Consider the following 26,001-nt stretch of genomic DNA (forward strand, 5'->3'; position numbering starts at 1 on the left):
GAGGCGAGGATGACCACCCGGGTGCGTGGGTATCCGGCGAGAAAACCGGCACGGCCCGACGTCGAACCACCCGCGTCCGTGCCCTCCGGCACTGTTCCGGCGGCGGTCACCGCGTGGGCGGCCGAGGTGCGGGTGTCGGCGTCGTGCGGGGTCGATCCTCGGGAGAGGGCCGTGCGGCCGGCCTCGCGCCTGACGCTCCTGCGCGATCGCCTGCGGGGTACGCCCACCTCACGCGTCCGAGACGGCGGCGGCGAGCAGGTTGAGGGACTCCTCGAGGCTCTCGGCGGGGATCGCGGGGAAGACCGACGCGAGCTTCGGGTCCTCCACCTTCGACCAGTCGTACGTGAGGGTGACCTCGGTCGAGTCCGAGCCCTGGGACTTCAGCTCGTACAGCCACTCCCAGCCCCCGGGGCCGTCGGCGTCGGGGCTGTTCGGCTGCCAGCCGACCATGACGTTCTCGGCGTACGCCGTGACGTGGTTGCGCATCTGGTAGTCGCCGCCCTGCGACTCGGCGTGCATGTTCATGACGAACGTGTCGCCCACCTGCTGGATCCGGTCGGCGTAGTCGTCGGACCGGACCATCCCCGAGCCGTCGAACTCGGAGTGACGGGAGGGGAGGGTGAGGACGTCGAAGATGGCCTTCGCCGGGGCGTCGATCGTGCGGGAGACGGACAGGGACGTCTGCTCGGTGCTCATCCCTCCACTCTGCCCCCTCCGGCGTCGGCGCGCATGGTGGATCGGCGCGTCGGCCGGAGACGTGTGAGCGGGGCGACACGGACGGTCCGGCGGGGCCCGGGTCCGGGGCCGGAAGGGGGCGGGCCCCGACCGAGCTGCCTCGGCCGGGGCCCGAACCTGACTCCCTGGGGTGGCTAACGGGGCTTGAACCCGCGACCTCCTCGACCACAACGAGGCGCTCTACCAACTGAGCTATAGCCACCATGCGCCACCGACCGGCGGTAGCGACGCACCATGCTATCCGAGGCCCGAGGGCGTCGGCGCCGTGTGTGCGGTGCGCTCGCTCACGTCCGCGGGGGGTGGCGCGACGTCCCCGAGAGGTCGCGCAGAAAAAAGGTCACGCCCTGTCCGGGTGGGTCCGTAGCGTCCCGGTCATGGATACCAGCGGTACGCGAACCACCGACACCCAGACCGACACCCGCGCCGACGAGACCGTCCGTCCCTTCACCCTCGCCGTCCCCCAGGACACGATCGAGGACCTCCACCGTCGCCTGGCGGACACGCGCTGGCCGGACGAGAACCCGGAGGCCGGCTGGTCCGACGGTCTCCCGCTCGCTTTTGCGAAGGACCTCGCGACCTACTGGCGGGAGACCTTCGACTGGCGGGCGCAGGAGGACCGCCTCAACGCCGTCCCGCAGTTCACGACCGCGATCGACGGCCACGACGTCCACTTCGTCCACGTCCGTTCGCCCCGCCCCGACGCGAAGCCGCTCCTGCTCGTGCACGGCTGGCCGAGCGGACCGACGGACTTCCTGTCGATGATCCCGCTGCTCACCGAGCCCGCGGACGGCGGCCAGGCCTTCGACGTCGTCGCCCCGACGATCCCCGGCTTCGGTGTCTCGGGCCCCGTCGTCGGGTGGACGCTCACCCGGGTGGCCGACGCGTTCGCCACGCTCATGGACCGGCTCGGCTACGAGCGCTACCTGGCCCACGGCTACGACACGGGCGCCGGGGTCGTCCGCGACCTTGGGCTGCGCCACCCCGAGCACGTCGCCGGCATCCACTCCACCGGCCCGCTCGGCGGCGAGGAGCTGACCGAGGAGACCGCGGACATGTCGGTGCCCGCGGAGGCGGCCGCCGTGGCCGACGGGTACCGGTACATGTACGACATCGGCGCCTACGCGATGCTGCAGTCGACCCGGCCGCAGTCGATCTCCTACGCGCTGACGGACTCGCCGGTCGCGCAGATGTCGTGGATCGTCGAGCGGTTCAAGGACTGGTCGTCCGCCGAGGGCGACCCGGACCAGGTGCTCGACCGCGACGAGATGCTCACCGTGGTCTCGATCTACTGGTTCTTCCGGACCGCCGGCTCCTCCGCCCGGTACTACAAGTACGGGCTGCCCGACTGGGCGGAGCCGCTGCAGCCCTCGACCGTGCCGACGGCGATCCTCGTCATGCCGGACGACATCGGCCGGCCCGTGCGCCGGCTCGTCGAGCAGGTCGACCGGGTCGTGAGCTGGACCGAGGCCGAGCGGGGTGGGCACTTCGCGGCCTGGGAGCAGCCCGAGCTCGTCGCGGCCGACATCCGCGCCTCGATCGGGCACCTGGACTGAACCCGGCCGGCGGTGGGCCGTGGGGACGGTGCGCCACCGCCGGTGGGGGCGCCGGTCAGGGGTGGCGCTGGTCGGCGTCGGCTCGGGTCGGTGGCGGAGGTGGCTGGAGCGGTCCGGGGCACCGGGTCAGAGGGTCTCGTCGTCGGGCGTGGTTACGCGTCCGACGGCTTCGCGAGCTCGGTGATCGCGGCGCTCGTCGGGTGGTCGGAGACGGCCTTGGCGGCGGCGCGCGCCTCGGAGGTCGTCGGCCCCTCGCCCTCGGGCCACAGGACCGCGCGGTAGTACCGCAGCTCGTCGATCGACTCGAGGATGTCGGCGAGCGCGCGGTGGCCGCCGTTCTTCTGCGGCGACTGGAAGTAGGCCCGCGGGTACCAGCGGCGGGCGAGCTCCTTGATCGAGGAGACGTCGATGATCCGGTAGTGCAGGTGCTCGACCAGCTCGGGCATGTCCCGCGCGAGGAACACGCGGTCGGTCCCCACCGAGTTGCCGGCGAGCGGGGCGCGGCGCTTCTCCGGCACGAACCGCTTGACGTAGGCGAGGACCTGCTCCGCGGCGTCGGCCATCTCGAGGCCGTCGTCCAGCTCGGTGATGAGGCCGGAGGCCTTGTGCATCTCGACGACCACCTCGTCCATCGTCTCCACCGTGCCGGGGCGCGGCCGGATGACGAGGTCGAGCCCGGCGTCGAGCGGCGTCAGCTCGGAGTCGGTGACGACGACGGCGACCTCGACGAGCGAGTCGCGCTCGGCGTCGAGGCCCGTCATCTCGCAGTCGATCCAGACGATGGGGTCCTTGGCGCGGGAAGCAGCAGTCACCAGGGAATCGTAGGCGCGGACGACGGCGGCGGCGCGGTCCCGGCGTACGTCACACCGACGACCACACCGTCAATCCTTCGGCTGATGCCACCAGACGAGACGCGGTGTCTAGACTCAGCGACGGCGCGGCCGGTGGTCCGGCGCGATCCCCTCCCCGACGACCTCCCGGAGCACGCCCGTGGCGAACCTCGCCCGCTTCTCGCTGTCCAATCGCGCGCTCGTGGCCCTGTCCACGATCATCGCCGTGCTCGCCGGCCTGTGGGCCACGACCTCCCTGCGGCAGGAGCTCATCCCGGACCTCGAGCTGCCGATCGTCGCCGCCGTGACGACCATGCCCGGCGCCTCCCCGGAGATCGTCGAGGACCAGGTGACGGGCGTGGTCGAGGAGGCGGCGCGTGGTGTCCCCGGACTCGAGGGCACCACGTCCCAGTCCGGTCCCAGCGTCTCGGCGGTCATGCTCGAGCTCGAGTACGGCACCGACATTCTCACCGCGCAGCAGGAGCTCCAGGTGGCCCTCGGCCGGGTCGAGCAGCAGCTCCCCGAGGACGCCGAGACCCAGGTCATCGCCGGCTCCGTCGACGACCTCCCGGTCATCCAGCTCGCCGCCACGGGCGGCGCCGACGTCGCCGAGCTCCAGCAGCGCGTCGAGGAGGTGCTCGTCCCCGAGCTCTCCCGGGTCGACGGCGTCCGCCAGGTCCAGCTCTCCGGCATCACCGAGCAGCGCGTCGCCATCGACGTCGACCCCGAGGCGCTCGCCGCCGAGGGCCTCACGCTCGACTCCATCACGAGCTCGCTCGACGAGAACGGCGTGGTCACCCCCGCCGGCACCATCGAGTCCGACGGCAGCGAGCTGACGATCCAGGCCGGTGGCCGCCTCACGTCTCCCGAGGAGATCGCGGGGCTCCCGCTCGTCGCCGACTCGTCGTCGGGCGGCGCCGCGGGCGGGGACGCCCCTGCCGACGGGGGCCAGGCACCCGCCGACCCGGGGCAGGCACCGACCGACCCGGGGCAGGCGCCCACCGACCCGGGGCAGGCGCCCACCGACCCGGGGCAGGCGCCCACCGACCCGGGGCAGGCACCGACCGCCGGTGACGGCGCCGAGCAGGCGCCCCAGGCACCCGCCCCGGACGAGGTCGTGACGATCGACGACGTCGCGGACGTCGCCGTCGAGGACGTGCCCGCCACGTCGCTCACCCGCACCGACGGGGTCGCGAGCATCGGGCTGGCGATCACGGCCACGCCCGACGGCAACACGGTCGAGATCTCGGAGCAGATCCGCGAGCTCATGCCCGAGCTCGAGGGCTCCCTCGGCGACGGCGGCGAGCTCGTCGTCGCGTTCGACCAGGCCGTCTTCATCCAGCAGTCCATCGAGGACCTCGCCGTCGAGGGCGTGCTCGGCCTCGCGTTCGCCGTCCTCGTCATCCTGCTGTTCCTGCGCTCGATCCGCGCGACCACCGTCACGGCGATCTCGATCCCGCTCTCGCTGCTCGTCGCGCTGCTCGCGCTCAAGGTAGCCGACTACTCGCTCAACATGTTCACGCTGGCGGCGCTGACGATCTCGATCGGCCGCGTGGTCGACGACTCGATCGTCGTCATTGAGAACATCGCCCGGCATCAGTCCTACGGGACGTCGAAGCGGCAGTCCGTGCTCACGGGCGTCAAGGAGGTGGCCGGCGCCGTCACGTCCGCGACCGTCGCCACCGCCGCCGTGTTCGTCCCGCTCGGCCTCGTCGGCGGCATGGTCGGCGAGCTCCTGCGCCCCTTCGCGTTCACCGTGGCCCTCGCACTGGGCGCGTCCCTGCTCGTCGCCCTGACGATCGTCCCGGTGCTCGCCTACTGGTTCCTCCGCACGCCCGTCGACCCCGAGCGCGCCGCCACCGCCCGCGTCGAGGCGGAGGAGAAGGAGCGCAGGAGCATCCTGCAGCGCGGCTACGTCTCCTCGTTGCGCGGCGTCCTCGGGCACCGCTGGCTCACCATCGGCGGCGCCGTCGTCCTCATGGCGGCCACCGTGTTCGGTGCGACTCGCCTGCCCACCGACTTCATCGGCGACACGGGCGAGAACGCGATCTCGGTCACCCAGGACCTGCCCACGGGCGTCACGCTCGAGGCCCAGGACGCCGCCGCCCAGCAGGTCGAGGACGTGCTCGCCGACGTCGAGGAGGTCGAGAGCTACCAGGTCACGGTCGGGTCGGCCGATCCCGCGATGGCGGCCTTCGGCATGGCGCAGGACGTCACCTTCTCGGTGACGCTCGACGTCGACGCCGACGCGGGTGCCGTCGAGGACGACGTCCGCGAGCGGCTCGAGGCCCTCGGCGAGGACGCCGGCACCATCACCGTGGCGCCCGGCTCGGCCGGCGGGTTCTCCTCCGGGGTCGAGGTCATCGTCTCCGGGGCCGACGGCGAGGACGTCGCCGCAACCGCCGAGGAGGTCGAGGCGGCGATCGCCGGGATCGACGGGCTGCGCGACGTCGAGAGCTCGCTCGCCTCGGACCTGCCCTTCATCCAGGTCGCCGTCGACCGGCCCGCCGCGGCCTCGCTCGGCCTCACCGAGTCCGCCGTCGGCGGCATCGCCTACGCGGCGATCAACGGCCTCCCGGCCGGCGACGTCGACACCGAGGACGGCACCCTCCCGATCGTCCTGTTCTCCGGGGAGGCGCCGGCCACCGTCGACGAGCTGAGCGCCCTGCCGCTCGGCGGGTCGCCGGAGGCGCCGCTCGTGCTCGACGACGTCGCCGACGTCGCTGAGGAGCGCCAGCAGGCCTCGATCACCCGCCAGGACGGACTCCGCTCGGCGTCGATCACCGCGGCGACCGAGATCGCCGACCTGCAGACGGTCAACGCCGAGCTCGCCACGGCGCTCGACTCGGTCGACGAGCCCGAGGGCGTCAGCGTCGAGATCGGCGGCGTCAGCGCCGAGCAGGAGGACGCCTTCGGCAACCTCTTCCTCGCGCTCGGGCTCGCCGTGGCGCTCGTCTACCTCGTCATGGTGGCGACGTTCCGCTCGCTCGTGCAGCCGCTCGTGCTGCTCGTGTCGATCCCGTTCGCCGCCACCGGCGCGATCCTCGGTCTGTGGCTGACGGACACGCCGCTCGGGGTCGCGGCCCTCGTCGGTGCGCTCATGCTCGTCGGCGTCGTCGTGACGAACGCGATCGTCCTCATCGACCTCATCAACCAGTACCGCACGGCCGGAATGGACCTGCGCGAGGCGGTCGTCGAGGGCGGGCGGCACCGCCTGCGCCCGATCCTCATGACCTCGGCCGCGACGATCATGGCGCTCATCCCGATGGCGTTCGGCATCACGGGCGGCGGTGCCTTCATCTCGCAGCCGCTCGCGATCGTCGTCATCGGCGGCCTCATCACCTCGACGATCCTCACGCTGCTGCTCGTCCCGGTGCTCTACGAGCTGACCGAGGGGCGCGGCGAGCGGCGGGCACGGGAGAAGGAGATCGCTCGGCTGGAGAAGGTCGTGGCGGCGCGCGAGGAGCGCGGCGAGGACGCCGCTGCGCCCCGCGCCGAGCTCGAGCGGCTGCGCGCCGGGGGGGGAGCGGCCCGGGTCCGCGAGGAGGAGCGGGTCGGCGACGACGACGCCCCCGTGCTCGTGCATGCCGGCGCCGGCGAGGCCGAGGCTGGTGCGGGCGCGGCTGGTGCGGACGCTGGATCGGCCCCCGCGTCAGGTGCCCGGGCCGGCGAGGGGCGGAAGCCGTCCGACGGTTCCACCTCCGGGGCCCACGCGGCGGCACCGCCGGACGACGCCCACGTCCTGAACGAGGGTGACGACTCCGGCGGCGGCAAGCACGCCGCCGACTGAGGGTCGCGTCGGCCGGCCGTCGGGGGAGGCCGCCGACCGGCGGACGGCTGTGCCGTCGACGGCCCGCCGGGGGAGAATCGGACCATGACCGACAGCAAGATCGTGTTCCTCGACGTCGACGGCACCTACGCCCACCAGGGCGAGGTACCCCCGGGCCACGTGCGGGCTGTGCAGGCCGTCCGTGCGGCCGGCCACCGGGTGCTGCTGTGCACGGGGCGACCCCGGATCATGCTCCCCGAGCGCATCTCCGCCGCAGGTTTCGACGGGTACGTCGCCACGGCCGGGGCGTACGTCGAGGTCGACGGCGAGGTCGTCGCCGACGAGCGGTTCCCGGTCGAGCTCGGCGACCGGCTCATCGACGTGCTCGAGTCCTACGACGTGACCTTCGTGCTCGAGACGCCTGGGGCGCTCCTGGGAAACCGGCACGCGGAGCAGGTCATCAGCGCGGCGGTCGCCGGCCACGAGGCCTCCGTCGACGGCTCGAGGCACTCCGGTCCGTCCGACATCCTCGCCGGCATGTCCGTCGTCGACGACCTCAGGGGCCGCCCCTTCGCCAAGGCCGTCGTCGTCGAGTCGGGGGTCCCGAACGACCAGCTCGCCCGCGAGGCCGGCGAGGCCGTCCTGTCCCTCGAGGCCTCCGTGCCCGGCCTGCACCCCTCGTCCGGCGAGCTCTACCTCGCCGGTATGCACAAGGCGGTCGGCATGCGGGCCGCGCTCGCGCACCTCGGTGCCGACGTGGCCGACTCGATCGCCTTCGGCGACGGGATGAACGACCTCGAGATGTTGCGCGAGGCCGGCATCGGCGTGGCCATCGAGGGGTCCGACCCGCGTGTCCTGGCCGCCGCCGACCGGACGGCGCCGGGCCCCGAGCGCGAGGGCCTGACCCGCGCGTTCGCCGAGCTCGGCCTGCTCTGACCGCGCCCGCGTCGCCCCGACGCGCGAGGCGTGCGCCCGGGCCGTAGCCTGGCGGGACGACGAACGACCCGTGGCCCGGCGGCCGGAGTCGGGGTGCCCACGGGCCCGAGGAGGACTGCCCCGTGAAGCTCGCCGACCAGATCGTCGCCCAGCTGCAGGCCGTGGGGGTGCGGCGCATCTACGGGATTGTCGGTGACAGCCTCAACCCCGTCGTCGACGCCGTCCGCCGCACCGTCGGAAGCGCCGAGGGCGGCATCGACTGGATCCATGTCCGCCACGAGGAGGCAGCGGCCTTCGCTGCCGCCGCGGACGCCCAGATCTCCGGTGAGCTCGCGGTGTGCGCGGGATCGTGCGGTCCCGGCAACCTCCACCTCATCAACGGCCTGTACGACGCCAACCGGTCCGGCGCGCCCGTCCTCGCGATCGCCAGCCACATCCCCACACCGCAGATCGGCCAGGAGTTCTTCCAGGAGACCCACCCCGACCGACTCTTCACGGAGTGCTCCGTCTACAGCGAGCTCGTCAGCACGCCCACCCAGTCGCCGCGGATCGTGCACTCCGCGATCACGCACGCGCTCGCCGCCCCCGGCGTCGCCGTCGTCACCCTGCCCGGCGACGTCGCGGACGAGGAGGCCACCGCGGACGCACCCGCCTACGTGCCGACCGTGCGCGGCACGCTCGAGCCCGCGCAGTCGGCGCTCGACGCCGCGGCCGAGGCGATCGACGACGCCAAGCGGGTCGCGATCTTCGCCGGCGCCGGGGTGCGGGGCTCGCACGACGAGCTGATCGATCTCGCGGACAGGATCGGCGCGCCCGTGGGCCACTCGCTGCGCGGCAAGGAGTGGGTGCAGCACGACAACCCCTTCGACGTCGGCATGACCGGTCTGCTCGGGTACGGCGCAGCCGCGGAGGGCATGGACGACGCCGACCTGCTGCTCCTGCTCGGGACCGACTTCCCCTACGACCAGTTCCTGCCCGACGGGCCGACGACGATCCAGGTCGACCGCCGGGCCGAGGTGATCGGACGGCGCACCGGCGTCGACCTCCCCGTCCACGCCGACGTGGGCCCGTTCCTGCGCGGACTGCTCGACCGCGTGGCGGCGAAGCGCTCGCGCTCCTACCTGAAGAAGACCCTCAAGCGGCACGAGAAGCTGATGGACTCGACCGTCGGCGCCTACACGCGCAATGCCGAGGACCTCGTGCCGATCCACCCGGAGTACGCGGCCTCGCTCATCGACCAGGCGGCCGCCGACGACGCCGTGTTCACCGCGGACACCGGCATGTGCAACGTGTGGCAGGCCCGCTACGTCACCCCCAACGGCCGGCGCCGTGTCATCGGCTCGTTCCTGCACGGGTCGATGGCGAACGCCCTCCCGCACGCGCTCGGCGCCCAGGTGGCCGACCGGGACCGCCAGGTGGTCGCGTTCAGCGGGGACGGCGGTCTGTCGATGCTCATGGGCGACATGCTCACCGCCGTCCAGTGCGAGCTGCCGGTCAAGGTCATGCTCTTCAACAACTCGACGCTCGGCATGGTCAAGCTCGAGATGCTCGTGGACAAGCTGCCGGACCACGGCGTGGACGTGCCCGCGACGAACTACGCCGCGATCGCCGAGGCGATGGGCTGGCACGCCGTGCGGGTGGCCGACCCGAAGGAGCTCGAGGCGGGCATCGCCGAGGTGCTCGCCCACCCCGGTCCGGCGCTGCTCGACATCGTCACCGACCCCAACGCGCTCTCGCTGCCGCCGTCGATCACCGGCGAGCAGGTCTTCGGGTTCGCCACCGCGATGAGCAAGATCGTCTTCACCAAGGGCGCCGGCGAGGTCGTGTCGATGGCGCGCTCGAACCTGCGCAACATCCCGCGGCCGTAGCCGGGACGAGTGGATCATGACGACGATCGAGCTGATCGGCGTCGTCGGGGGCCTGGCGGAGACGTGGAGGGCACCCGGGCTCCTGCTGCTCGACGGCCACGAGGACACGATGCCGCTCGACGTCGTCGAGGACGGGGAGGCAGCCAACTGCGAGGTCGGCCTTCTCCTGGGGCTGACCGGGCGAACGCTGCGCGACGGGCTCGGGGTCCCGCTCCCGGCCCTCGACACCGACTCGCTGTGCCTGCTGGGGCAGCGGGACGCCGACTGGCGGCGGCGGTTCAACGTCGGCAGCCTCGCCGACCTCGGCGTATGGTCGCGGGATCTCACGTCGATGCGTGCCGATCCCGGTGGTGCAGCCCGTGACGCCGCTCGCCACCTGCGGGAGCGGACGAACGGGTGGTGGCTCCACGTCGACGTCGACGTCCTCGACCCGACAGTCGTCCCGGCGCAGGGCCTGCCCGACTACCCCGACGAGCCCGACGGCCTGGACCTCGGCCAGCTTGCCGTAGCGATGACGGCGGCCGTGGCGGAGGGCGGCTGCCTCGGCCTGAGCATGGCGATCTACGACCCGGACCAGGATCCGGCCGGCGACGACGCCGCCCACCTCGTCGAACTCGTCGGGACCACCGTCCGAGCACTCGCCTGAGGGACGCGTACCGACGCACGCGAGTTTCCTCCCGGCCGTCGTCGCCTCACCGCGAGGACCGCATCGCCGGTCGCTTCGTCACCGACTCGTCGGCCACGAGCTCGTCGTAGCGGTCGGAGCCGGGCTCGACGAGCGCGATGCGCCCCTCGGCGTCGAAGTGCACGGCTCAGCCGTAGGTCTTCGTCAGCGGCGAGGCGCGCAGGCACGGCTGCCCCTTCGAGAAGAACTCCTCCCGCGCCCGGTCGACGTCCGTCGCGGGGATCCCGCGGCGGACCATGTGGACGTCGAGGAGCAGCTCGTCGCTGGTGAGGGCGTAGTCGGTCGGTGCGAGCCGCTCGTACTGCAGCTCCGCGACCGTGCCCTTCCCGGTCGGCGGCTCCGTCGGGTGCGTCGCCCGGGTGTCGGGGGCCGGGGTGATCAGCGTGTCGCGGTAGTCGGTCGAGTGCGTCGCCATGGGGTGCCGTCCGTCCGTCGGGCCCGGGGCGGGGCCGTGTGGTCGGAGGCTAGCGAGGGCCGCCGACATCCGTGGCGAGATCAGGACCTTCTCACCGAGATTGCGGTTGGGAGGCGGCCCCGGGCAGGCCGCGGCGGCCCGGCGGCCCCGCCCGACCCGCCTCGAGGCGCGCGACCGTCAGGCGGCGGCCGCTGCGACCGCCAGGTCGGCGTCGGCCATGACGAGGTCCCCGTTGATGTGGCCCCCGGCCAGCGCCCCCTGCGCGGCAGCGGCACCGACCTGCATCGACACGTCCGCGAGGTTCCCGGCCACCCATACGCCGGGGACGTTCGTCGCGCCGGTCGGGGTGGCTGCGACCGCGGTGCCCATGACGTTCTCGGCGACCTCGAGGCCGAGCGCCGCGAACGGCTCGAGGCGCGGCTGGAGCACGGTCTGGACCGTCACCGCCCCGACCTCGAGGACTCGCCCGTCATCCATCCGTACGCCCGACACCCGGCCGCCCTCACGCACGATGCCATCGGGCGTGCCCGTGACGATCTCGACCCCGCGGGCGGCGAGTCGCTCGCGGTCGGTCGCGGCGAGCTCGAGGTCCCACGCGAACAGCCGGACCCGCTCGGAGAGCTGGCGGAACATCAACGCCTGGTGGACGGCCATCGGACGGGAGCCCAGCACGCCGATGACGCGGTCGCGGACCTCCCAGCCGTGGCAGAACGGGCAGTGCACGACGTCGGAACCCCAGCCCTCCCGCAGGCCCGGCAGCTCGGGCAGCTCGTCGAGCACCCCGGTGGCGAGGAGCAGCCTGCGGGCGCGGACCGTCGAGCCGTCCTCGGTGGTGACGACGAACAGGTCGCCGTCCTGCCGGGCGTCCCGGACCTTCGCGGGCCGGATCTCGCCCCCGTACCGCTCGACGTCGGCCCGCCCGCGGGCGAGCAGCTCGAGGGGCGGTGTGCCGTCGAGGGCGATGAGTGCGTGGACGGCGTCGGCCGGGGCGTTGCGGGGCTCGCCGCCGTCGAGGACGAGCACGCGACGCCGCGAGCGAGCGAGCATGAGTGCGCCGCTGAGCCCGGCCGCACCACCGCCCACCACGACGGCGTCGTAGGTCTCGGGGGAGGGGGAGTCGTTCGTCGTCGGGAGGGTGTCGTCGTTCGTGGCGGGATCGGACGGGGTGGTGGTCGTCGTCGTGGGCGAAGTGGTGCGGTCGGGCGTGGTCATGGTGGTCCTCACATGCGTCGGCGGGGCGCTCGCCCCGGGAGTCGGTGTGCTGACGAGCCTGCGCGGCCATTTCCCGTATGGCAAGCAGAGTTGCCGAATGGCAAACTGGGGGCATGGCACCCGACCTCGACCACACGCTCGACGCCGTCGGGCCGCGGCTGCGCCGCCTCCGGCAGCGTGGCGACGTCACGCTGGCGGAGCTCGCCGAGCGGACCGGGATCTCCGCGAGCACCCTGTCCCGCCTCGAGTCCGGCCTGCGCCGGCCCACCCTCGAGCAGCTGCTTCCGCTCGCCCGGGTGCACGGCGTGACGCTCGACGAGCTCGTCGACGCCCCGCCGACCGGCGACCCGCGCATCAACATGCGTCCCCTTGCCGGGGACCACGGCGCGGTGGTCCTGCCGCTCTCGCGCCGTCCCGGCGGGATCCAGGCCTACAAGTTCGTCCGGCCCGCCGGCCGGCCGGGAGAGGTCCCGCAGCCGCGCACGCACGAGGGGTTCGACTGGGTCTACGTCCTCGACGGCCGGCTGCGCCTCGTGCTCGGTGAGCAGGACATGATCCTCGGGCCGGGCGAGGCGGCCGAGTTCGACACCCGCACCCCGCACTGGTTCGGCGCCACCCCGGACGGACCTGTCGAGTACCTCAGCCTCATCGGCAAGCAGGGGGAGCGGGCGCACCTCCGCGCCGCCCCTTCTGTCGAGAGTGCGCCTCAGGACTGACCAGTTGGTCGAGAGTGCGGCTCAGCGCGAAGACTGGCTGCGCAGCTCTCCTCGAGATTGCGGTTCGGAGCGTCCGGCTTCCTGTCGAGAGTGCTGGGCAGGGGGCGCGTCGATTCGTCAACTGCTCTCGATGTCGGTGATGGTCCATACCTTGGCATCGACGCGTTCCCCCGGACGCGTCGTCCCCCCACCCGAATCAGCCAGGGAGCCCCCGTGCCTGACACCTTCCCCGACGGCGTGCCGCCGTCCTCGACGAACGGCGACGTCGCCGACACCTACGCCCCCGTGTACACGCCGACCTACGCGCCCGACGCCGGTCAGGGCCACGCCGACGCCCCGGCGTACGGCTGCGCCACCGCCACCGCCACCGCCACCGAGCAAGACCCGGCCGACGACGCGCCCTTTGCGACCTCCCCGGCGCGCCGCGGCGGCCGCGCCCGGATCGTCGCCCTCGCCACCCTCGTGGCGGCGCTCGCCCTGGTCGCCGGCTTCCTCGGCGGACGGATGACCGCCGACCCGACCGCATCGGAGGAGTACGCCGGCCTCGAGGGCCGGCTCACCACCGCCGAGTCCGAGCGGGACGAGGCACTGACGACGCTCGGCACCACCGAGGGCGACCTCGCGTCCGCGCAGCAGCAGGTCACCGACGTCACCGCGGAGCGCGACCAGGCGCTCACCGACCTCGACAACGCGACGGCTGGGCACGACGAGCGCGAGGCCGGCCTCGACGAGCGTGAGGTGGGCCTGGACGAGCGCGAGAGTGGCCTCGACACCCGTGAGACCGAGATCTCCGAACGTGAGACGGACATCGGCGAGCGCGAGACCGAGGTCGGCGAGCGCGAGGTCGCCGTCGGCGCCGTGGAGGAGGAGATCGACTCCGCCTCGTTCGGTGCGGGCACCCACCTGGTCGGGACCGACATCGCCCCGGGAACGTACCGGTCGACCGGCACCGGTGACGGGTGCTACTGGGAGCGCCTCGCCGGCACGTCGGGCGAGCTGTCGGACATCATCGCCAACGACTTCACGAGCAACCCGGGGTCGATCGTCACCATCGCCGCCTCCGACGTCGCCTTCAGCTCGAACCGCTGCGGCAGCTGGGAGCCGGTCCAGTAGGTGGGGCGCCGCTCAGCCCTGGAACTGCTGGAGCCCGTTGAGCGCGAGGACCACGCCGACGATGCCGACGACCCACGCGGTGGTCGACGCCGCGTTGCGCGTGAGCCAGCTGTCGAGCCTGCGCAGCGGTCCGTCGAGCTGACGAGCGGCGACGAGCCGGCCCGTGAGCAGGACGAGCGCCGGCGTGATCATCACGAGGCAGTAGGCGGCCAGCCACAGCACCGATGTCGGCCAGCCCGGCCCCTGGGTGGAGATGAGACCGATACCCGCGAGGTAGGGGAGCATCGAGGCCACCTCGATGGCCGCTGCCGCGAGGGCCAGGCCCATGAGCGCGCCGACCGATCCGCGCCCGCGCGTCGTCGTCGAGGTGGGAAGGGCCGACTCGGACCATGACACGGACCCGGTGCTGAGCCGACCGTTCACGGCACTGCCCACGCCACCGCCCCGCGCAGCGTTGTCGTCGGACTCGACCCCCATGGCGCGCTCGCGCCACCGGCCGATCCGACCGCCACCGTGCTCGGCCTGCTCGGCTGCCCGGCGCTTGGCGGCAGGGGAGTCGAGGGCGAAGCTGAGGAGGACCAGGCCGATGCCCACCACCATCATGAGGATCGCTGCTGGCCGGCCGGACAGCAGGTCTCCGAAGGCGCCGAGGAAGGCGTCGGCGCCGAGCATGACGGCGATCCCGACCGCGAGGTAGAACCCGGCGACGGTCCCGAGGAAGACCAGCACGCGCCCCGGGCGCAGGCGGCCGGGGGCGAGCATGAGCCACACCGGGATGAGCAGGGTGCCGAAGCTCGTCGAGTCGATGAGCGCGAGCACGGCCAGCACACCGGCGAGCGCCGGCTGCGACATCGCGCCGTCCGAGAAGGATCCGAGGAAGTCCATGACGCCAGTCTCCGGGGTGGCCCTCGCGTGCGCGTCCGTCGAACGGAGCGACGAACGGGTACATCCTTCGACGGACCTTCTCGACAAGGCGGGCGTGCTGGGATGGACCCCGTGACCCCGGACCGGACCAAGGACGTGCGTGCCGCCGGCTTCGTCGTCGGCATCGGGCTCCTCACGCTCGGGCTCGGGCTCTACCCGCTGACGAACCTGCCGTCGGTCTACGGGGCCGACGCCGGGTCGATCTCGCCGTGGTGGTTCGTCGTCACACTGGTCGCGGGCAGCGCCGTCGTCGCACTGCGCAGCCTCCACGCGGGCGGGTCGCTCGTCGTCGGGACGCTGCTGCTCCTCGTCGACCTCGCGCTCGGTGGAAGCGTGGCGATGCTGCTCGTCATCTGGGAGCTCATCCACCATGCGGCGCTCGTCGGGTCGCGGCGGATGCGGATCGGGTTGCTCGTCGGTGTCGGGGTGGTGGCGGTGCTCGCCGGCGTCGGCACTGCGATCGGTGAGAGCGATTCGCGCGTGTGGATCTCGACCGTGCTCCAGGTCGCCGGACTGGGCGTCATGCCGATCTGGTGGGCGACCGAGGTGCGGCGCGGGCACGAGCTCGCCGAGGTCTCCGCGCAGAAGGCGCGGCTCGAGGCGGAGCGTGCCGACGCCGTGGCCCTGGCCGCCGAGCGGGAGCGGGCCGACGCCGTCCGGGAGGAGCGGACGTCGATGGCCCGCGACCTGCACGACGTCATCTCCTCCCACCTGTCCGCGATCGCCATCCACTCCGGGGCCGCGCTCGCGGTACCGCCCGACGGGGAGCGCGACCGGGCGGCACTGACCGCGGTGCGGCGCGAGGCGGTGGCCTCTCTGGAGGAGATGCGGACGATGGTGGGGCTCCTGCGCTCCGGGTCCGACGAGCCGTGGGCGTCGCCCGCGGGACTTGACGAGCTCCCGGCGCTCGTCGAGCGGACCCGGGACGCGGGGCTCGCCCTCACCGTCGACCCGCACGTGCTCGCCCCGGACGGGAGCGTCGCGGTCACGGCTCCGACGCCGGTCGCGCAGTCGGCCCTGCGCATCGTCCAGGAGGCGCTGACGAACGCGCTGCGGCACGGCGCCGGCGACGCGCACCTCGAGCTCGAACGCACCGGCGGCACACTGTCCCTCGTGGTGACCAACGAGCTCCGCGACCCCCGCGCGGCCGACGTCGATCTTGCGACGCCGTCCCCCGGGATCGGGCTGCTCTCGATGCGCGAGCGCACCGAGGCGATGGGCGGCACGTTCGACGCCGGGGTCCGTGACGGGGTGTGGCAGGTCCGCGCCGATCTGCCGACCGATCCGGCGGGAACGACGGGAGTCCCCGAGCTACCGGGGCAAGCCGCCGGGGACGACGCCGTGACGGAGGCAACCGCATGATCCGGGTGCTGCTCGCCGACGACCACGCCGCGATCCGCGGGGGACTGCGCCTCCTGCTCGACGCCGCCGACGACGTCGAGGTGGTGGGGGAGGCCGCCGACGGTCGCGCCGCGATCCTCAACGCCCGCTCGCTGCGGCCCGACGTCGTCGTCATGGACGTCCGGATGCCCGGCGTCGACGGGGTGGAGGCGACGCGCACGATCGTCGGCGAGGACCTCGCCCAGGTGCTCGTGCTGACGACCTTCGACGTCGACGAGGTGGTGTTCGGCGCCCTGCGCGCCGGCGCGGCCGGGTTCCTCCTCAAGACCGCGGAGCCCGAGGCTCTCATCGACGCCGTCCGGACCGTCGCGGCCGGTGACGGCGTCGTCGCCCCCGAGGTCACGCGCCGGGTGCTCGCGGCGTTCGTCGGACCGGGGTTGCGGGGCGAGGGCGGGGGAGGGCTCGGTGCCGGAGTGGGCGGCGGTGGTCTCGGGGTGGTCGGCGGTGCGGCGGCCGGCGGCGCCGCCGGTGGCGCGGTCGACGACGGCTCAGGTTCAGCTGCAGCAGGCGGGCCCCCTGGTGCGAGCGGTCCGGGTCGTCCCGGCGGCATCGGCGTCGACCTCACGGACCGCGAGCGCGAGGTACTTGCCGCCCTGGGGCGGGGGCTGTCGAACGCGGCCATCGCCGCCGAGCTGTTCATCGCGGAGGCGACGGTGAAGACCCACGTCTCACGGGTGCTCGCCAAGCTCGGGGTCGCCTCGCGGATGCAGGCGGCAATCGTCGCCCGCGAGGCCGGCCTGGCCTGATCGCCGGGGCCGTCCGGACCGCCGGACCGCCCCTCGTCCGGGCCGGCCGGGACGCAGCCCCCGCCGAGGGAACCTCGCGCTCTCGATGTCGGTGCTCGGTGGTCGAATGGGACGAACGGCGGACGGGAGGCCGTCGTCGGGAAAAAGACCTGACATCGCGTGCACGGCCTGGTGAAGTTGTCCCTGTGAGACCGACCGGGACGATCCCGGCGGTCTCACCACCCGTCAGTCCGCACGACGCGAAGGAGGATCAGATGAATGCCACCGGCACTGGTCCGGCGTCGGCGCACGGCGGGGCTCTCCGCCTCGCCTAGCCGACACCGCTGAACGGCCCCGGTCGCCCACGAGCGACCGCGAACGAGGCGACGACGATCACCATCCGCGCAGCCGCGCGGTTCGACGTCGTGCCCATCTCCTCCGCCCGCAGGGGCGGGCATGCACCTCGGCGCGCTCATGCGCGCCGCTCGGGTTGGAGAATCATGAGCACAGCAACCACCACCGTCGTCTGCCCCGAGGCGATCCGTCGGCACGTCGCGACGGTCGTGCCGCGGACGTCCCGGCCGACTCCCCGTCCGTCCGTGGGCGCTCGCGTCGCGGCCGCCGCCCGGCGCACCCTGTCAGCGATCGTCCGCGACGAGGTCGGGGACCGCATCTCGGCCGACCGGACGCACCGCGGGGCGCAGGCCGCGTCGACGAGCTACGTCCTCGCGCGGGCCGACGCCCGCTGAGCAGGGTCGCGGTCCGGCGTGCCGGACGGCGACCCACGGCGACGACGCAGCTCGTCGTCGGGGATCGTCCGGCGCGGTCGACGCGGCCGCCCGGGCGCCCGACCGGATCCTCCTCGTCGAGATTGCGGTTCGTCGCCATTGTGCGACGTCGGGTGCCCGACGTCGCACGGATCCCCGCAGGCCCGCCCCGGGCACGGTGACTCGCACCCACCGTGACTGGGGCGGGCCTGCGCGCATACTGGGGCGAGGACCCAGGAGAGGAGCCGTGATGGCGACCGCGACCACGCCGACCACCGCGCCCGAGGAGGGCGTCGAGAGCCTGCTCGCCGAGCTGCGAGCGCTCGAGGATCCGCGGATGCGGGCCGTCAACGAGCGCCGCGGCGACGACCACGGCGTCAACCTGACGAAGCTCCGCGCGATCGCCAAGCGGCTGAAGACCCGGCACGAGCTCGCGACGGACCTTTGGGCGACCGAGGACACCGCCGCCCGACTGCTCGCACTGCTCGTGTGCCGGCCGAAGGCGTTCGAGCGCGCCGAGCTGGACGCGATGCTGCGCGACGCCCGCGCCCCGAAGGTCCAGGACTGGCTGGTCAGCTACGTGGTCGGCAAGAGCCCGCACGCCGAGGACCTGCGGGTGAGCTGGCTGACCGACCCCGACCCGGTGGTCGAGAGCGCCGGCTGGGACCTCACCTCGGTCCGGATCCGGAAGTCGCCGGCGGGGCTCGACCTCGACGGGCTGCTCGACGTCATCGACGCCCGGATGAAGGACGCCCCCGAGCGGCTCCAGTGGTCGATGAACACCTGCCTCGCCCACATCGGGATCGAGCACCCTGACCTGCGCCCGCGGGCGCTTCTCATCGGGGAGCGGCTCGAGGTCCTCAAGGACTACCCGACGCCGCCGAACTGCACCTCGCCCTACGCGCCCGACTGGATCAACGAGATGGTCCGCCGGTCAGGCGCCTGACGCTCTTCTTCGTCGAGATTGCGGTTGGTGCGCGTCGAGATTGCGGTTCGTCGGCGTTGCGCGTGTGCCCCGCGTGTGTCACGCGTGTGTCCCGTGTGCCGAGAGTGCGGTTGCGGGCCGCGTCATGAGCCAGGAACGGGCCTCCGGACGGACGACGACGCCGGGCCTCCTCGCGGGAGCCCGGCGTCGTCGTGCGTGTATCGGTGCTGACTGCCTCAGGCGGTGTCGGCGCGGTTCGGCGCGTCCTTGATCCCGGCGTCGACCGCGGGCGACGGCCCGGTGCTCTCGGGTGCTGCGTCGTCGGTGGCGGAGCGCTCGCGACGCTCCTCGACGGCCTCACCCACCTTGTCCTTCGCGGTGCGTGCGGCGGAGGCGGCAGCACCCGGCGCCTGCTTCGCGAGCTCCTCGGCCTTCTCGGCCGCCTGCTCGCGCACCTCCGCGACCTTGGGGTTCTCCCAGATCTGCGTGGCCTGGCGCTTCATCTTCTCGTACTGACCGCGGCCGGCGCGTGCGCCGAGCACGAACCCCACGCCCAGTCCGACCAGGAATGACACCTTGCTCATCTGACTGCCTCCTCATGACTCGGGAACGGGTACGAGCCTAGGGGGATCGGCGGCCTGGCGCGCGACGATGGCTGACGCGACGGGCGATCGTGTGCGGTGCCCGCACCTGTGCGCGGCGTCGCGCGGGCATGGTGCCCCCACCCGGACTCGAACCGGGAACCTACGGATTAGAAGGCCGGTGCTCTATCCATTGAGCTATGGAGGCGTGGGTGGCCACGGCCGGCCGCCACCGGGACAGTCTAGGTGTCTCGCTGCCGGCGGATCGGCCGATCCTCGGGCGCGGAGGGATCCTGTGCCGAGCACGGTGTCCTCGACGGGCGCGCGCACCAGGGGTGTGCGACCGTGGCGCCGGATGTCCGATCCGAGCTGCGGACCTCGAGCTCGGTACGGACTCCGCCGGGACTGTCGTGCACCCGAGAGGATCTCATGTCGCCGCCGAAGGATCAGGTGCCCGCTGGATCGGGCGGGCCGGGCCGGGGCGGACGCACCCGCGGACGTCCGGGGGAGGGCTCGGGCAGCCGGCTGCGAGAGCTTCTCGCGCGGCCCGAGCTCACGACCGAGCTGCTCCAGATCCTCAAGGGTGTCGTCGCCGCGACCGGCGCGTGGTGGCTGTCGGTCGCGGTGCTCGACTCCGAGCTGCCGTTCCTGGCGCCATGGACCGCTCTGCTCACCGTCCACGCCACCGTGTACCGGTCGATGTCGAGCGGCGTGCAGCTCACCCTCTCGTCGGCGCTCGGTGTCGGGATGTCGTTCCTCATCGGCAGCTATCTGGGCGTCAACGGGTGGACGTTCGCGCTCGCGATCCTGGTCGGCCTCGCCGTCGCGCGGACCCCGTGGATCCGGGACGAGGGGACGGCCGTCGCGACGACGGCGATCTTCGTCCTCGGCACCGGGTTCGACGAGCAGGCGCCGCTCCTGCTCGACCGCATCCTCGAGGTGGGTGTCGGCGTCGGGGTCGGGGTCGGTGTCAACCTGCTCGTGGTGCCCCCGCTGCGGGACGCGCAGGCCGCTCGACACGTGGATGCCGTCAACCGCCGGATGGGTGAGGTGCTCGTCGAGATGGCCGAGGAGTTCGCCGAGGACTGGGGCACGCAGCGGGCGACCGACTGGTTCGAGGCGACGGAGTCGATGAGCAGGTCCGTCGAGGTGGCGTGGCAATCGGTCGGCTTCGCCCGGGAGAGCAGGAGGGGGAACTACCGACTGTTCCTCCCCGAGCGCCACGCCGCCGGACGGCGGGGCGTCCGGCTCGGGTACGAGGACATCCTGCCGAGGCTGGACGAGGGGGTCTCGCACCTGCGGCACCTCGCGCGCACGCTGTACAACGCGACGTATGCCGAGGGCGAGTGGGACGAGCACTTCCGCGTGACCTGGGTGCGGATCGTGGGGGACTGCGGTCGCTCCGTCGCCGATCCCGACGCCGAGGTCGAGCCCGTCGCCGACAGACTCGAGGCGCTGGCCGAGGAGCTCAGCCGCGACCGGCAGCTCCCCGCACGGTCGTGGCCCGTGTACGGCTCGCTCATCACCAGCGTGCGCCACATCGCCGAGGTGGTCGACGACGTCGCCTCGGCCCGCCGTGCACGTGAGGCGGGTGCCCCGAACCCTGAGGCCTGACTTGCGGCCGACGGGCGATGATGCGGGAGCTCCGAATTGCCTCGCTCGTGCGCGGCGCCGGCTGCTTGGATCGCGGCGTGGATCTCCGTGTCTCCGCCTACGTCGTGGTCGTGCAGGACGACCGGCTCCTGCTCTCGCATCTCCGGGACCATCCGGACGACGCCTGGACGATGCCCGGTGGTGGCATCGACCCCGGCGAGCACCCTGAGGACGCCGCGGTGCGCGAGACACGCGAGGAGACCGGGTACGACGTCGAGATCACCGGCCTGATCGGGGTGAGCAGCATCGTCATCCCGCAGCCCGACCGGGTGCCGCCCGCCGACCGGCCGTTCCAGGGGATCCGGATCGTCTACGAGGCCCGGGTCGTCGGCGGGGACCTCCGCCCCGAGACTGACGGCACGACCGACCGCGCGGAGTGGATCCCGCTCGGCGTACTGGATGACATCGAGCTGGTCGAGCTCGTCGACGAGGTGCTCGAGCTCGCGGGCCTTCGGTGACCCTGCTCGTCGGTGGCTCGGATGGTGATCGCGGCACCATCCGGAGCGGGGGAGGCGAGTGACCTGGCCCTGAACCGCACTCTCGACGTCGCCCCGGCGGAGGGTCGACGACGACGATCCGCTGTGCCGACGTAGCGTTCGGTCCTCAACCGCAGTCTCGACCTACGGGGTGTGCACGAACCGCAATCTCGACGGGCACCAACCGCAATCTCGACGAAAGTAGTTCAGGCGGCGAGGAGGGCGCGCAGGACGTGCATGACGCCGTCCTCGTCGTTGGACGGGGCGACGAACCGGGCGGCGGAGCGGATCTCGGGCTCGGCGTTGGCCACGGCGAACGGCATCCCGACCGACTGCAGCATCGCGAGGTCGTTGAAGTGGTCGCCGAACGCGGCACTCGCCTCGCGGGGGATCCCGAGCGACTCGCGCAGGCGCGTGAGCGCGGCCCCCTTCGAGGCGCCGGCGCGCATGACGTCGGCCCAGTACTCGTGGGAGCGCACGATCGCGGCGTCGAGCTCGAGCGCCTGAAGCGCCGGGACGACCGCCTCGACGATCGGCTCCGCGTCCCAGGTGGCAAGCTTGACGACGTCCTCGGGAAGGTCGGTGAGGTCGTCGACGACCTCGACGACCGGGTAGAAGTGGCGCACGTGCGCGAGGAACGTCGCGTCGCTGCGCTCGACGTACGCCCGAGACGGCGCGCCGGCCACGAGCCCCGTGTCCCGCCCCTGGGCGGCCAGCGCGCGGACGGCGGTGGCGACGCGCACGGTCGTCTCGCGGTCGACGGTCTCGGCGCGCAGCACCTCCTCGCCCTGCCAGGCGACGGCACCGTTCTCCGAGAGCACGGTGATCCGGTCGCCGACGGGCGCCATGGTCTCCATGATCGCGCCGCGCTGCCGCCCGCTCGCGGCGACGAGCACGATGCCGCGCCCGATCAGCTCCTCGGCGACCGGCCAGAACTCGTCGTTCACCGTCTTGTCGGAGCGGACCAGCGTGCCGTCCATGTCGAGCGCCACGAGGCGCAGGTCCCGCGCCTCCTCGGCGGTCGGGAGGTCGAGGGCCGGGGCGAGGGAGGACTGTTCGAGCACGCCCCCAGTCTCCCAGCCTTTCGGGCCGACGTCGTCCGCCCTCGGACGCCGATCGGGTGGCGTCCGACGCTTCCGGACCTCCGGAAGTGCCGCACGCCACCCGAACGGTTCGATCAGCGGATCGCCCACCTCACAGCGCCCACCTCACAGCGCCCACCTCACAGCGCCCACCTCACAGCGCCCACCTCACAGCGCCCGCGTCACGACGACCGCGTCACAACGACCGCGCGAGGCTCCGGCGCATGGCCCACGAGCCGAGCAGCACGGCGAGGGCCGCCATCCCGGCGAGCACCCCGAGCATCGGCAGGATGTCGACGAGCCCGCCGTCGTGCCGCTGGATCTCGGCGAACGCGTCGTAGGCCCAGGCGTGCGGGGTGACGTGGGCGACCTGCCGCATCGTCTCGGGGAACACCTCGAGCGGGGCCATGCCGCCGCCGATGCCGGCGAGCACGAGGCCGAGCCCCACGCCCACCCCGGACGCGGCGCCCTCGTTGTCGAGCACCGAGCCGAGCAGCATCGCCACGCCCGCGGCCACCGCGGCGAACACGGCGAGCACGAGGGCGGACAGGGCGAGGTTGCCCCAGTCCACGCCGAAGAGGATCGCGGTGGCGGCCATGATGTAGAGGCCTTGGAACATCGCGATCACCCACCGCCCGAGGGTGAGCCCGCCCATCATCTGGCTCGTGCGTACCGGCGCGGCCAGCGACCGCCCGATGACCCCGTTGCGGCGGGCCTGGATGAGCGTCCCGGAGGCGGCGAGCGAGATGAGGAAGACGAACAGGAGCAGCTGGGAGACGCCGCCGAGGTCGAACTGGCCGAGACCCGAGAACTCCTGGGCGATCTCGTTCACGTCGGTGACGACGAGCTCCGGCGCCGCGACCTCCTCGCGGGTCTCGCCGAGCGCCTGCTCGGCGTCGGCCTGCTCGGCGCCGGCCGACACGAGCGCGTCGACCTGCGCGCGCTCGAGGGAGAGGGACTCGACGGCGGTCGACACGCGCTGCTCGATCGCGAACGCGTTCCCGCCCGAGCCGGAGACGACCTCGACGGTCACGGGCTCGCCGTCGGCCCAGGAGGTCTCGGCGCCCTCGGGGACGAACAGCCCCACGTCGGTCCGGCCGCGGGCGACGGCCGTCCGCGTCGCATCGGCGTCGTCGGAGGAGACCGTGAGGTCGTGCTCCTCGAGGGCGGTGACGAGCTCGGTGCGCAGCTCGCCGTCGGGTCCCGCCACGGTGACGCTGCCCTGGGAGCCGGCTGCTCCGAACTGGGAGCCGAGCACGAGGACGAGCAGGAGCGGGAAGAAGAAGACGAAGAAGATGTTGGAGCGGTCGCGCAGGAACCGGCGCAGCTCGGTGCCGGCGACCGTCAGGATGGCTCTCACAGCGACGTCCCCCTGTCCGGGACGAGGCGGGACACCGCGCCCATGACGAGTGTGAATCCGAGCAGGACGGCGACCGGGACGGCGATCTCGCCGAGCCCCCCGCCGCCGGAGGTGATCCCGAGTCCGCGCGTGAAGGCGCCGATCGGGTTGAGGTCGAGGATCTGCCCGAGCAGCCCGGAGGCGCTCATCGGGAAGAACGCGCCGCCCGCCATGCCGAGCACGAGCGCGACGATCGACTGGGCGATGTTCGCCTGCTCGCTCGAGCGCGTGACCCGGGCGATGACGAGCATGACGGCGGTGCCGGCGGCGGTCACGCACAGGACGAGCACGGCGACCGCGAACGGGTTGCCGAAGTCGACCCCGAACATCAGGCTGCCCGCGACCAGGAGCACGGTCGTGGCGACCGCGCCGAGGAGGAAGCTCGTCAGCGCCTTGGCGGCGCCGATGTGCCAGGTCGGCATCGGCATCGACCGGAGCCGGGCGAGCGTGCCCTGCTCCCGCTCGGTGACGAGCGCGAGCACGCCGAACCCGACCGTGAACAGGAGGAACAGCCCGGCCTGGCCCGCGACGAGGGTGGCGGAGGCGTCGAGCTGCTCGTCCGCCGTCGTGCCGGCCGTGAGGGCGAGCGCGGTGTCGCCCGCGCCGACCTGTTCGGCGAGCGCCCCGATCTGCTCGGGCGCCATGCCGAGCGCGGACCCGGCGCCGGCCGCCGTCGAGGCGGCGTGCATCCGGGTGAGCGTGCCCTGGAGGATCGACAGCACGACGTCGCCCTCGATCCCGGCGGCGTCACCCTCGATGACGGAGACGTCGAGCGCCTCACCTCCGCGCAGGCCCTCGCCGAAACCCTCGGGCACGACGACGCCGAGCGCGGCGTCGCCCTCCTCGGTCATCGTGCGGGCGTCCTCGGCGGAGGTCTCCTCGACCGTGACGTCGAAGCCCTCGATGCCGCCGAGGACGTCGATCAGGGTGGCGGCGGAGTCGTCGCCGTCGGGGACCGAGGCGGCCACCGTGACGGGGTCGAGCTCGTCGTCCTGCGTCCCGCCGACCACGAGGTTGAGGACCGTCATTAGGGCGAGCGGCACGACGATCGCGAAGATGATGACCGACTTGTCTCGTATGCGTTGACGCAGGTCCGACTGCGTCATGGTCCAGATGGTCCGCATGTCAGTCCCTCAGCGCCTTCCCGGTCAGGTGGAGGAAGACGGACTCGAGGTCGGGGCGCGAGATCTCGACGTCGGAGAGCGTGAGCCCGGCGCCGGTGGCCCGCGTGACGACGTCCGCGACCACGGCGGGCGCGTCACGGACGGTCAGGCGCAGGGTGCGCCGTTCGACGTCGACCTTCTCGACCGCGGCGAGCTCCCGCAGGGCGGCGGCCGCCGCCTCGGTGTCCCCGGTGCCGGACAGGACGATCTGGTCGACCCCGCCCACGATCCGCGTGAGCTCCTCGCGCGTGCCCTCCGCCTGGATCCGCCCGGCGTCGACGATCGCGATCCGGTCGCAGAGCCGCTCGGCCTCCTCCATGTAGTGGGTCGTGTACAGCACGGCCATGCCCTCGACCGAGAGCTTCTCGACCGACTCGAGGATCGAGTTGCGCGACTGCGGGTCCACGCCGACCGTCGGCTCGTCGAGGATGAGCAGCTCGGGGCGGTGGAGCAGGCCGATGCCGATGTTGAGGCGGCGCTGCATGCCGCCGGAGTAGTTCTTCGTCTGGTCCTTCGCGCGGTCGGTCAGGCCGATGAGCTCGAGCACCTCGTCGACCCGGCCCTTGAGCTCGGAGCCGGCGATGCCCTGGAGGCGGCCGAAGTACACGAGGTTCTCGCGCGCTGTGAGCTCGGGGTAGATCGCGAGGTCCTGGGGGACGAGCCCGATGTGACGCTTCGGCTCGACGGCGTGCGGGCCGACCCGTTCGCCGGCGATCGTCACGGTCCCGGAGTCGGCGGGGATGAGCCCGGCGACCATCGAGATCGTCGTCGTCTTCCCGGCGCCGTTCGGCCCGAGGAGACCGAAGGTCTCGCCCTTGTCGATGTGGAAGCTCACGCCGCCGACGGCGGTGAGGTCGCCGAACCTGCGGACGACCTCGTCGACCACGAGTACGGCGCTGTCGGGGACGGGGGTGGGTGGGACGTGCTCGGCCTGCTGCGTCATGGCGCCTCTCCTGGCTGGTGGGACGCTGACGACAGTAGGAGCGCGACGTCCGCCGGTCTCCGACATTTGTCATGCATCGACGGGCCACGTGTCACGAACCGACGGGCCACGTGTCACGAACGTCGCGGCG

General features: G+C 72.9%; 22 protein-coding genes, 2 tRNA genes and 1 pseudogene. 13 read left to right on the forward strand and 12 right to left on the reverse strand.

What is annotated here, in order from left to right:
- Positions 1 to 228 precede the first annotated feature (228 nt).
- Together AC24FB_RS12300 and AC24FB_RS12305 are read right to left on the reverse strand one after the other, a co-directional pair.
- Positions 229 to 696 (reverse strand): SRPBCC family protein, encoded by a 468-nt coding sequence (locus AC24FB_RS12300; protein ID WP_425714984.1) that lies wholly within the window; start codon positions 694 to 696, stop codon positions 229 to 231.
- A 165-nt stretch (positions 697 to 861) separates the two neighbouring features.
- Positions 862 to 937, reverse strand: a tRNA-His gene (locus AC24FB_RS12305).
- Positions 938 to 1,109: 172 nt separating this feature from the next.
- Here AC24FB_RS12305 and AC24FB_RS12310 point away from each other — a divergent pair.
- Positions 1,110 to 2,288 (forward strand): epoxide hydrolase family protein, encoded by a 1,179-nt coding sequence (locus AC24FB_RS12310; RefSeq protein ID WP_425714983.1) that lies wholly within the window; start codon positions 1,110 to 1,112, stop codon positions 2,286 to 2,288.
- Positions 2,289 to 2,440: 152 nt separating this feature from the next.
- On the opposite strand, the gene orn is transcribed toward AC24FB_RS12310, so the two are convergent.
- On the reverse strand, positions 2,441 to 3,049 hold the full coding sequence (gene orn / locus AC24FB_RS12315) for an oligoribonuclease (RefSeq protein ID WP_487561475.1): 609 nt from the start codon (positions 3,047 to 3,049) through the stop codon (positions 2,441 to 2,443).
- A gap of 229 nt (positions 3,050 to 3,278) precedes the next feature.
- Between orn and AC24FB_RS12320 the strand changes: the two genes are divergently transcribed.
- The 4 genes from AC24FB_RS12320 (at position 3,279) to AC24FB_RS12335 (ending at position 10,337) form a co-directional block, all read left to right on the forward strand.
- Complete coding sequence (locus tag AC24FB_RS12320; protein ID WP_425714981.1) at positions 3,279 to 6,908, forward strand: efflux RND transporter permease subunit; 3,630 nt, start codon at positions 3,279 to 3,281, stop codon at positions 6,906 to 6,908.
- An 84-nt stretch (positions 6,909 to 6,992) separates the two neighbouring features.
- Positions 6,993 to 7,823 carry an HAD hydrolase family protein gene (locus AC24FB_RS12325; protein ID WP_425714980.1) on the forward strand — a complete coding sequence of 277 codons (831 nt, stop codon included), beginning with the start codon at positions 6,993 to 6,995 and terminating at the stop codon, positions 7,821 to 7,823.
- 122 nt (positions 7,824 to 7,945) lie between these two features.
- Complete coding sequence (locus AC24FB_RS12330; RefSeq protein WP_425714979.1) at positions 7,946 to 9,691, forward strand: pyruvate dehydrogenase; 1,746 nt, start codon at positions 7,946 to 7,948, stop codon at positions 9,689 to 9,691.
- A gap of 16 nt (positions 9,692 to 9,707) precedes the next feature.
- Positions 9,708 to 10,337 carry an arginase family protein gene (locus AC24FB_RS12335; RefSeq protein WP_425714978.1) on the forward strand — a complete coding sequence of 210 codons (630 nt, stop codon included), beginning with the start codon at positions 9,708 to 9,710 and terminating at the stop codon, positions 10,335 to 10,337.
- A 46-nt stretch (positions 10,338 to 10,383) separates the two neighbouring features.
- On the opposite strand, the pseudogene AC24FB_RS12340 reads toward AC24FB_RS12335, so the two are convergent.
- Together AC24FB_RS12340 and AC24FB_RS12345 are read right to left on the reverse strand one after the other, a co-directional pair.
- Positions 10,384 to 10,860, reverse strand: a pseudogene (locus tag AC24FB_RS12340) (DUF6157 family protein).
- Between the two features lie 108 nt (positions 10,861 to 10,968).
- Positions 10,969 to 12,003 (reverse strand): NAD(P)/FAD-dependent oxidoreductase, encoded by a 1,035-nt coding sequence (locus AC24FB_RS12345; protein WP_425714977.1) that lies wholly within the window; start codon positions 12,001 to 12,003, stop codon positions 10,969 to 10,971.
- A gap of 113 nt (positions 12,004 to 12,116) precedes the next feature.
- Here AC24FB_RS12345 and AC24FB_RS12350 point away from each other — a divergent pair, with 113 nt between their 5' ends.
- Both AC24FB_RS12350 and AC24FB_RS12355 read left to right on the forward strand, forming a co-directional pair.
- A complete protein-coding gene (locus AC24FB_RS12350; RefSeq protein ID WP_425714976.1) occupies positions 12,117 to 12,719 on the forward strand; it encodes a helix-turn-helix domain-containing protein in 603 nt (200 codons plus the stop codon).
- A gap of 213 nt (positions 12,720 to 12,932) precedes the next feature.
- Entirely contained in the window at positions 12,933 to 13,832 is a 900-nt protein-coding gene (locus AC24FB_RS12355) for an Rv1352/Rv1906c domain-containing protein (RefSeq protein ID WP_425714975.1), read from the forward strand.
- Positions 13,833 to 13,844: 12 nt separating this feature from the next.
- On the opposite strand, the gene AC24FB_RS12360 is transcribed toward AC24FB_RS12355, so the two are convergent.
- The gene (locus AC24FB_RS12360; protein ID WP_425714974.1) at positions 13,845 to 14,717 is read right to left on the reverse strand and encodes a GAP family protein; all 873 of its coding nucleotides are present in this window, start codon (positions 14,715 to 14,717) and stop codon (positions 13,845 to 13,847) included.
- Between the two features lie 102 nt (positions 14,718 to 14,819).
- Here AC24FB_RS12360 and AC24FB_RS12365 point away from each other — a divergent pair, with 102 nt between their 5' ends.
- The 4 genes from AC24FB_RS12365 (at position 14,820) to AC24FB_RS12380 (ending at position 18,595) form a co-directional block, all read left to right on the forward strand.
- Positions 14,820 to 16,118 (forward strand): sensor histidine kinase, encoded by a 1,299-nt coding sequence (locus tag AC24FB_RS12365; RefSeq protein WP_425714973.1) that lies wholly within the window; start codon positions 14,820 to 14,822, stop codon positions 16,116 to 16,118.
- Positions 16,115 to 16,903 carry a response regulator gene (locus AC24FB_RS12370; RefSeq protein WP_425714972.1) on the forward strand — a complete coding sequence of 263 codons (789 nt, stop codon included), beginning with the start codon at positions 16,115 to 16,117 and terminating at the stop codon, positions 16,901 to 16,903. Before AC24FB_RS12365 ends, AC24FB_RS12370 begins: the two co-directional genes overlap by 4 nt.
- A gap of 479 nt (positions 16,904 to 17,382) precedes the next feature.
- Positions 17,383 to 17,631 (forward strand): hypothetical protein, encoded by a 249-nt coding sequence (locus AC24FB_RS12375; protein ID WP_425714971.1) that lies wholly within the window; start codon positions 17,383 to 17,385, stop codon positions 17,629 to 17,631.
- 268 nt (positions 17,632 to 17,899) lie between these two features.
- The gene (locus AC24FB_RS12380) at positions 17,900 to 18,595 is read left to right on the forward strand and encodes a DNA alkylation repair protein (protein ID WP_425714970.1); all 696 of its coding nucleotides are present in this window, start codon (positions 17,900 to 17,902) and stop codon (positions 18,593 to 18,595) included.
- Positions 18,596 to 18,810: 215 nt separating this feature from the next.
- Here AC24FB_RS12380 and AC24FB_RS12385 read toward each other — a convergent pair whose 3' ends face one another.
- On the reverse strand, positions 18,811 to 19,158 hold the full coding sequence (locus AC24FB_RS12385; protein WP_425714969.1) for a YtxH domain-containing protein: 348 nt from the start codon (positions 19,156 to 19,158) through the stop codon (positions 18,811 to 18,813).
- A gap of 129 nt (positions 19,159 to 19,287) precedes the next feature.
- Positions 19,288 to 19,363 (reverse strand) — tRNA-Arg (locus tag AC24FB_RS12390).
- Between the two features lie 221 nt (positions 19,364 to 19,584).
- Between AC24FB_RS12390 and AC24FB_RS12395 the strand changes: the two genes are divergently transcribed.
- A complete protein-coding gene (locus AC24FB_RS12395) occupies positions 19,585 to 20,769 on the forward strand; it encodes an FUSC family protein (protein WP_425714968.1) in 1,185 nt (394 codons plus the stop codon).
- Positions 20,770 to 20,846: 77 nt separating this feature from the next.
- Positions 20,847 to 21,266 (forward strand): NUDIX hydrolase, encoded by a 420-nt coding sequence (locus tag AC24FB_RS12400; protein WP_425714967.1) that lies wholly within the window; start codon positions 20,847 to 20,849, stop codon positions 21,264 to 21,266.
- Positions 21,267 to 21,490: 224 nt separating this feature from the next.
- On the opposite strand, the gene AC24FB_RS12405 is transcribed toward AC24FB_RS12400, so the two are convergent.
- The 4 genes from AC24FB_RS12405 to AC24FB_RS12420 form a co-directional block, all read right to left on the reverse strand.
- Positions 21,491 to 22,348, reverse strand: coding sequence for an HAD family hydrolase (locus AC24FB_RS12405; protein WP_425714966.1), 858 nt, complete (start codon positions 22,346 to 22,348; stop codon positions 21,491 to 21,493).
- A 214-nt stretch (positions 22,349 to 22,562) separates the two neighbouring features.
- Positions 22,563 to 23,726 (reverse strand): ABC transporter permease, encoded by a 1,164-nt coding sequence (locus tag AC24FB_RS12410; protein ID WP_425714965.1) that lies wholly within the window; start codon positions 23,724 to 23,726, stop codon positions 22,563 to 22,565.
- Complete coding sequence (locus tag AC24FB_RS12415) at positions 23,723 to 24,871, reverse strand: ABC transporter permease (protein WP_425714964.1); 1,149 nt, start codon at positions 24,869 to 24,871, stop codon at positions 23,723 to 23,725. The genes AC24FB_RS12410 and AC24FB_RS12415 overlap by 4 nt, the downstream gene beginning before the upstream one ends.
- Before the next feature lie 19 nt (positions 24,872 to 24,890).
- A complete protein-coding gene (locus AC24FB_RS12420) occupies positions 24,891 to 25,871 on the reverse strand; it encodes an ABC transporter ATP-binding protein (RefSeq protein WP_425714963.1) in 981 nt (326 codons plus the stop codon).
- Between the last annotated feature and the right edge of the window lie 130 nt (positions 25,872 to 26,001).

This window comes from Georgenia sp. Z1344 (genome assembly GCF_057652375.1).

Excerpts from the sequence above, each read along its gene's own strand:
- AC24FB_RS12300 (WP_425714984.1), bottom strand. The coding sequence starts at position 696 with ATGAGCACCGAGCAGACGTCCCTGTCCGTCTCCCGCACGATCGACGCC.
- AC24FB_RS12310 (WP_425714983.1), top strand. The coding sequence starts at position 1,110 with ATGGATACCAGCGGTACGCGAACCACCGACACCCAGACCGACACCCGC.
- orn (WP_487561475.1), bottom strand. The coding sequence starts at position 3,049 with ATGACGGGCCTCGACGCCGAGCGCGACTCGCTCGTCGAGGTCGCCGTC.
- AC24FB_RS12325 (WP_425714980.1), top strand. The coding sequence starts at position 6,993 with ATGACCGACAGCAAGATCGTGTTCCTCGACGTCGACGGCACCTACGCC.
- AC24FB_RS12335 (WP_425714978.1), top strand. The coding sequence starts at position 9,708 with ATGACGACGATCGAGCTGATCGGCGTCGTCGGGGGCCTGGCGGAGACG.
- AC24FB_RS12345 (WP_425714977.1), bottom strand. The coding sequence starts at position 12,003 with ATGACCACGCCCGACCGCACCACTTCGCCCACGACGACGACCACCACC.
- AC24FB_RS12350 (WP_425714976.1), top strand. The coding sequence starts at position 12,117 with ATGGCACCCGACCTCGACCACACGCTCGACGCCGTCGGGCCGCGGCTG.
- AC24FB_RS12360 (WP_425714974.1), bottom strand. The coding sequence starts at position 14,717 with ATGGACTTCCTCGGATCCTTCTCGGACGGCGCGATGTCGCAGCCGGCG.
- AC24FB_RS12365 (WP_425714973.1), top strand. The coding sequence starts at position 14,820 with ATGGACCCCGTGACCCCGGACCGGACCAAGGACGTGCGTGCCGCCGGC.
- AC24FB_RS12370 (WP_425714972.1), top strand. The coding sequence starts at position 16,115 with ATGATCCGGGTGCTGCTCGCCGACGACCACGCCGCGATCCGCGGGGGA.
- AC24FB_RS12375 (WP_425714971.1), top strand. The coding sequence starts at position 17,383 with ATGAGCACAGCAACCACCACCGTCGTCTGCCCCGAGGCGATCCGTCGG.
- AC24FB_RS12380 (WP_425714970.1), top strand. The coding sequence starts at position 17,900 with ATGGCGACCGCGACCACGCCGACCACCGCGCCCGAGGAGGGCGTCGAG.
- AC24FB_RS12385 (WP_425714969.1), bottom strand. The coding sequence starts at position 19,158 with ATGAGCAAGGTGTCATTCCTGGTCGGACTGGGCGTGGGGTTCGTGCTC.
- AC24FB_RS12395 (WP_425714968.1), top strand. The coding sequence starts at position 19,585 with ATGTCGCCGCCGAAGGATCAGGTGCCCGCTGGATCGGGCGGGCCGGGC.
- AC24FB_RS12415 (WP_425714964.1), bottom strand. The coding sequence starts at position 24,871 with ATGACGCAGTCGGACCTGCGTCAACGCATACGAGACAAGTCGGTCATC.
- AC24FB_RS12420 (WP_425714963.1), bottom strand. The coding sequence starts at position 25,871 with ATGACGCAGCAGGCCGAGCACGTCCCACCCACCCCCGTCCCCGACAGC.